Origin of the sequence: Frankia umida (genome assembly GCF_023242945.1) — a bacterium.
Taxonomy (GTDB): Bacteria; Actinomycetota; Actinomycetes; order Frankiales; family Frankiaceae; genus Frankia; species Frankia umida.
In genome coordinates this window covers 71,308-76,364 of sequence record NZ_JALKFT010000017.1, presented here as the reverse complement: position 1 = coordinate 76,364, position 5,057 = coordinate 71,308, and the positions used below count along the sequence as shown (strand labels likewise).

Below are 5,057 nucleotides of genomic sequence, written 5' to 3'. Positions count from 1 at the left end.
GGCGGACGAAGCCGGACGGGCGGACGAAGCCGGACGGGCGGACGAAGCCGGACGGGCGGACGAAGCCGGACGGGCGGACGAAGCCGGACGGGCGGGTTATTCGAAACGGGGCGGCTGGCCGGTGGCTTCCAGGACCGACATCCACAGGTCGCCGGCCGGGTCGACCTGGTTGCGCTGGCTGACGGCGAGGCCGATCGGGATGTGGATGAAGCGGCGCCGCCAGCGGCCGACGACCATCTCCGTGCGTCCGGACATCGCCGCGTGCACGGCGGCATGGGCCAGCCGGATGGTGTAGACGCTGTCGTAGGGGTTCGCCGGAACGCTGCGGATCACGTAGCTGGGGTCGATGTACTTCAGGTTCAGCTCGACGCCCTCAAGGTCGAAGTACTCCTTGATCCGGCGGGACAGCTCCTGGCCCACGTCGTGCAGTTTGCGGTTACCGGACGCGTCCGCCGACTGTGGCTGGTCGGTGATGAGCTCCTGACCAGCGCCTTCGGCGACGACGACGACGGCGTGACCGCGGTCCAGAATCCGCTTGCGCAGATGGTTGAGCAGGCCGCCCTCGCCCTCGAGCTTGAAGGGCAGCTCGGGGATGAGCACGACGTCCGCGTTGCTCTTGGCAAGGGTCGCATAGCAGGCGATGAAGCCGGAATGGCGGCCCATCAACCGGACCACGCCCATGCCGCCGGGGGCCGAGGTCGCCTCGGCGTGGGCGACCTGGATGGACTCCGCGGCCTTGCCGAACGCGGTCTGGAAACCGAAGCTCTGATCGATATAGGGAATGTCGTTGTCGATCGTCTTCGGGATTCCGACGACCGCGATCTTCTCGCCGCGCTCGGTGGCGACCCGGGAGATCTCCTTCGCACCGCGCAACGTGCCGTCGCCGCCGATGACAAAGAGAATATTTATGTTCATTCGGGAGAGACAGTCGACAATCTCGCCCGGATCCTGCTGGCCGCGGGAACTTCCGAGAATCGTCCCGCCGTCGTCGTCGATGCTGGCGACGCGCTCGGGAGTCAGGTCGACCACGTCGTAACCGTAACGGGCGATGAACCCCTGATAGCCGTTACGGAAACCGACGATCCGCCGGACCCGGTAGTGCGAGGTCAGCTCCAGGACCAGCCCACGGATCACGTTGTTCAGGCCCGGACACAGACCTCCGCAGGTCACGATCCCGACCCTGGTCTTGGACGGGTCGAAGTAGATCTTCCGCCGTGGCCCGGCGGGCTCGAACCCGGGCAACGCGTCCAGCGCGACCTCGCGGGCCGCGATCATCGACGTGGTGTCGTCGTAGAGGACCTTGTCCGACTCGTCAATGTAGTGCTGCGTGGTGGGACGCTCACCCAGCAGGGGTAGCAGTGGCGAATCTATCCGGCACGGACCCAGGGTCTTCACCGAAAGATCTGCATTGTCCACCAGTAGTGGCGCACCCACCGTTGCCCGGCCCTCACGTCTCGTTTGGCGCTTCGTCAGCAAGCGATCTGCCCTGTCGACCATCTGGTCTGTTCCGCGATGTCGCTCCATACATACCCCGGTTGGGGCGGTACCGGCCCTCGCCGATCAGCCCAGTTCTTCCAGACCGAGACTACCGGCCCATACCGACTGCCAGACGGGCATCGCCGGACCAAGCCGGTCACCAGCGACGGAAACAATCACTTCATCACAAGGAAACCGGTTCGACTCCGGCCAAGGTCGGCCACGAGTTGTCCTGCGCGGACACCTCGGTGCCCGCCATCCCATCGCCCTGCTCGCCCTCGCCGCCCCACCGCCGTGCCCGCCTCCATAGGTACGGGTCACGCTCCCCGCCGCCACGGTTCCGAGCTGCCAGTCTTCCTCGTCCCGCGGCAGAGTCGAACGTCCCGCGATCACCGGGCCATCGCGCCGGGACGGCGCGGACCCCTCGACAGGCGACCGGGTGCCCGGGCGGCTCTGTCCTCCACGCGGCGCACCCGGCAGGCTCGATACGGGTGGACGACCAGCCGATCGCCCCGACGGCGGACGAGCCGGCGGATCCTCGGACCCTCGAGCAACCAGGTGTCCGCCCAGCCCAGACGGCGACGACCCGTGGAGGGATCGGGTCGAAGCCAGCCAGGCACGGCGCGGCGGCCATCGCCGCGATGGCGAGCGCGTCGAAGGACCAACCGCCGCGTCGTGCCCGGACACAGCACCGCCGCTCACCGCGCGACACAGCGACCCAGCACCGTCATCGCAGCGGGGCAGCGGGGCAGCGGGGCAGCGACGCAGCGGTCAGTCGGTGGCGCCGGGCATTCCGTGGCGGGGTTCGATCGCGTCGACCAGCCCCCAGGCCAGCGCCTGCTCGGCGCCGATGGGCTCGCCGCTGAGAATCAGATGTGTGGCCCGATGACGTCCGATCCGCCGCGGCAGACTGGCCGTCCCCCCAGCCCCTGGTACCAGCCCCATCGCGATCTCGGGCAGCCGGAACGTGGCGTCCGGCGCGGCGATGACCCGGGTGCAGAAGGCCGGCAGTTCCGCCCCCGCGCCGATACACAGCCCATGGACGTAGGCGGTCGCCGGCACTCCGCAGGCCAGCAGGTTCAGCGGGATGCTGCGGCTGGTGCGCACCGCGTGCGCCCGTCCGGGATCGGGTAGCGAACCGAACTCGGTCAGGTCCCCGCCGCTGGAGAACGACGGGCCGGCACCACCCAGCCGGATCCCGGTCAGGTCGTCATCGAGCGCGGCGAGCCGGAACGCCGCCACCAGCCCGTCCCGCAGGCCGGTGTTGACCGCGTTGTGCCGTCCCGGTCGGTTCAGGATCACCGTCAGCACCGACCCGTGCCGCTCGACCAGCACCGCCGGCTGCTCGGCGGGTCCCGCTCCCACAGGTGGAGGGGTGGGTGGGGTGGGCTGGCGGTTCGCGCGGGCGGCGCGGCGGCGGCGATGGTCGTCCAGCCAGGCGGCGAACTCGGGGCCGGCCTGCAGCGCGGAGTAGGCGAACGACTCCGCGACCACCGCGTCCCGGATGTCTCCCCCGCAGCTCAGGCGCAGCAGCTGCACCAGGGCCACCGACGCGAACGGACGGCTGCGTACCACCGCCGCCAGCGCGGCGACCGCGGCGTCCAGACCGCCCGGGGCGTGGACCCACGGTCGCGGCGGCGCCGGTGTCTCGGTGAGCAGGATGTCGAAGCCGGCCGCGGCGACCTCGGCGGGGACCCGCCGCAGGTCCTCGGCGACCGCGACCAGTACGCACGGCAGGTGCCGTCCCACCTCGGCGACGCGCACCGCGCCCGGCGCGGCCGCGTCGACCACCAGCAACGGCCGCTCGTCGAGCGGACTGAACACCTCGGGATCCACGTGCAGTGCGGCAAGGGCCGCCTCGGGCGCAGGAAAACTCACGCCCCCGACGCTAGTGCGCTGCCCGTGAGCGTTTCCGGCCGCGGTGCGGTGGCCGCGGGCACACCCGTCCAGGACGGAGGACGGCCACCCGTCACCGGCGACCGGCGAGTCACGAACTCGTGGTGGAACGTGGCTTCGGGCCGCTGGAGCGCATGTTCACCAGGCGACCGAGGAGATCGAACCAGAACGGAGCGCCGGCGGTGAGGGCGAAGCACGCCAGGGCCAGGCCGAGGATCTTCACCAGCCAGCCGTGCGCGGAGTTCGGCACCTCACGAGGATCCTCTCGATCCTCGCTGGCTCGCACCCAGCCGATGGGAAGGGCGAGCCCGGAGGCGTCCCGCACCGCGCGCACCGCCTCCTCCGCCGCCGGCACCACATCGCCACCGGACGAGGCAGAGCCGCCGGACGAGACGGCGGAATCGGTGGCGGTCTGGTCGAGGGTGACGCGGGCGGCGGTGACGGCGGCTTCGCGGACGGGGCCGTCCTGCCAGAGCGCGCGGGCGATGCCGATGCTGTCGAGGTTGAAGGCGGCGGCCAGCAGAAGGGCGTAGCCGGCGAGAAAGACGGAGATGCGGCGGCGGTACCAGCCGGAGAGGCGGTCCATCGCCTGGTCGTACCAGCCGGCGAGCTCAGCGACGATCTTGTCGCGGTCGCCGCGGGCCCGGACCACGGCGGCGGTCAGGGCCGTCTTCGCCGCGGACGGCGGCAGGGCGGCGAGGCCCTGCTCGAGGGTGGCGACGGGATCGCTGCCCACGGCCGAGACCAGGGTGGCGGCGATCATCCGTCCGGTGGGGTACTGGGCTGGTGTCGCGGCGAGCAGGGCGGCGGCGGTCGTCGCGTCCAGGGTTCGGGTCGCGGTCTGGTAGGCGGCGATGTAGGTGGCCCGCTGCTCGTGGGGGACGTCCAACGGGAGGCTTTCGGGGCGCAGCTGGCCGAGCATGGCGCGCGCGGGCGGATCCACCAGGTCGACGAGGGCCTGGGCGAACAGCGTGGACGGAACGTAGGACGGCAACCGCAGGTGGCGCGCCCGGCGCACGGCGGCCCAGCCGCCCGCGGCGGGGGGATGAGCGGCCATGTCGGGGCCCTGGTGCGCCGCGGGGTCCTCGTGGCCGCCGGCCCGCAGCATCCGCAGCGGCCCGTCGAACAGCCGCGCCATCAGATCCACCGGCGGATGCGCGTCGTCGTCACCCGGCGCGGGGCCGGGGCCGGGTGCGGGGGCGCCGAGCAGGCCGCGCAGGGCGGACTCCAGACGGCGCTCGCGGTAGTGCAGAACGCCGAGCACGGCCTCGTTGATCCTGGACACGGCCAGGCTGAAGGCGGCGAACAGCAGCGCGAGCCCGATCAGGACATCCAGCGCCGACGAGTCCGGCATGCGGCTCCCCCTTGCCCCGTGCGTACGTGCCACCGACCAGCCGTGTGACGGCCCGCCCGAACGGCGGCCGACGTAGGACAGACGGCGCATTTCTACACCTTGGCACCGACAGAACACCCGGCGGCATCGCGATATACCGGAAGCGACACCGATGGTCACCATCCGCCTGGGCGCTGTGCGGACCAAAGCGGACCGGATGACGCCGGACGCGGGCAGCGCGGGCGGTGGGGCGGTGGGGCGGTGGGGCGGTGGGGCGGCCAGGGTCGAGGCCGAAGGGTGAGGCGTGGTAGCCCAGCACCGTGGTAACCCGGCTGGGCGCCCACGCCTCCGG

The 5,057-nt window shown here is 71.6% G+C and carries 4 protein-coding genes; 1 reads left to right on the top strand and 3 read right to left on the bottom strand.

The window, feature by feature from the left end; translation table 11 throughout:
• Positions 1-96: 96 nt before the first annotated feature.
• From MXD59_RS17020 to MXD59_RS17010, 3 genes are all read right to left on the bottom strand, one after another.
• Positions 97-1,434, bottom strand: a complete 1,338-nt coding sequence (locus MXD59_RS17020) for an ATP-dependent 6-phosphofructokinase (protein WP_163550695.1) — start codon at positions 1,432-1,434, stop codon at positions 97-99.
• Positions 1,435-2,247: 813 nt separating this feature from the next.
• Positions 2,248-3,354, bottom strand: coding sequence for an enoyl-CoA hydratase/isomerase family protein (locus tag MXD59_RS17015; RefSeq protein ID WP_248825690.1), 1,107 nt, complete (start codon positions 3,352-3,354; stop codon positions 2,248-2,250).
• A gap of 109 nt (positions 3,355-3,463) precedes the next feature.
• Positions 3,464-4,726 carry a hypothetical protein gene (locus MXD59_RS17010; RefSeq protein WP_248825689.1) on the bottom strand — a complete coding sequence of 421 codons (1,263 nt, stop codon included), beginning with the start codon at positions 4,724-4,726 and terminating at the stop codon, positions 3,464-3,466.
• 151 nt (positions 4,727-4,877) lie between these two features.
• Between MXD59_RS17010 and MXD59_RS26525 the strand changes: the two genes are divergently transcribed.
• Positions 4,878-5,006 (top strand): hypothetical protein, encoded by a 129-nt coding sequence (locus MXD59_RS26525; RefSeq protein WP_283097026.1) that lies wholly within the window; start codon positions 4,878-4,880, stop codon positions 5,004-5,006.
• Positions 5,007-5,057 lie beyond the last annotated feature (51 nt).